Here is an 852-nt window from a genome sequence, read left to right as displayed (position 1 = left end):
AGACCCCGACCAGATCACCACCGAGCAGTCCGCCCAGCTCACCAAGATCCTGCACGCCCTACCCACCGCCCAACTCAACCTCATCGTCCCCCTCAACACCCTCCTCGGCACCACCGGCATCCACAACACCAGCCCCGGCCCCGAAAACGGGACGCACGGGCCGGTCGGAGCGGTCGATCCCGAGGGCAACCCCATCCCCGCCGCCTTCGCCAACCCCACCGCCCTCGGACACCCCGCCGCCCTCGGGAACACCGCCAGGACCGGAACACCCTCCCCGGCCAGCACCTCCGACACCGCAGGCCTAACCGGCACGGCTGCGGGCCCTGCGAGCTGCACCTGTGCCTGCACCTGCGGCGCCACCACCGCCGCATCCGCTGCCCGAGCAGACACCGCAGGAGCAGGCGCCGACGGCACGGCCCGAGGAGCCACCGACGGCACGGCTCGAGGAGCCGCCGACGGCTCGGCAGGACAAGACCGTCCCGACCCCGACTCAGCAGGAGACGACCGTCGCGACCTCGGCCCGGCAGGTGTCGATGGTCCCGATCCCGGCCCGGTCGGACAGCCCCGCCCCTCAGCTGAACCCTTAACGGGTGTGCCGACGGGCACCCCGCCAGCGCTACCGCCCGGTGAGGTGGGGGTGGGTGAGGTGATCGGGAAGCACTGCCTGTTCCTGACCCCCGAGGAAGTCCGCACGGTGGCGCTCACACCGGGGTCGACGTTGTACCGGTTGCTGACCGACCCGGTCACCGGGACCCTGATCGAACGGTCCACCACCGCCTACCGGTTCGACACGGCGATGCGGGCCTACATCATCGCCGCCGACGTGTTCTGCCGCGCCCCCGGCTGCCTGCG

The 852-nt window shown here is 71.9% G+C and carries 1 pseudogene; it reads left to right on the top strand.

The window, feature by feature from the left end:
* Positions 1-852 (top strand): annotated as a pseudogene (locus DA085_RS21235) (hypothetical protein); the annotation flags it as partial.

It is taken from the genome of Ornithinimicrobium cavernae, from assembly GCF_003121625.1.
Lineage (GTDB): Bacteria > Actinomycetota > Actinomycetes > Actinomycetales > Dermatophilaceae > Ornithinicoccus > Ornithinicoccus cavernae.
This window is presented reverse-complemented; position numbering and strand designations above follow the sequence as displayed.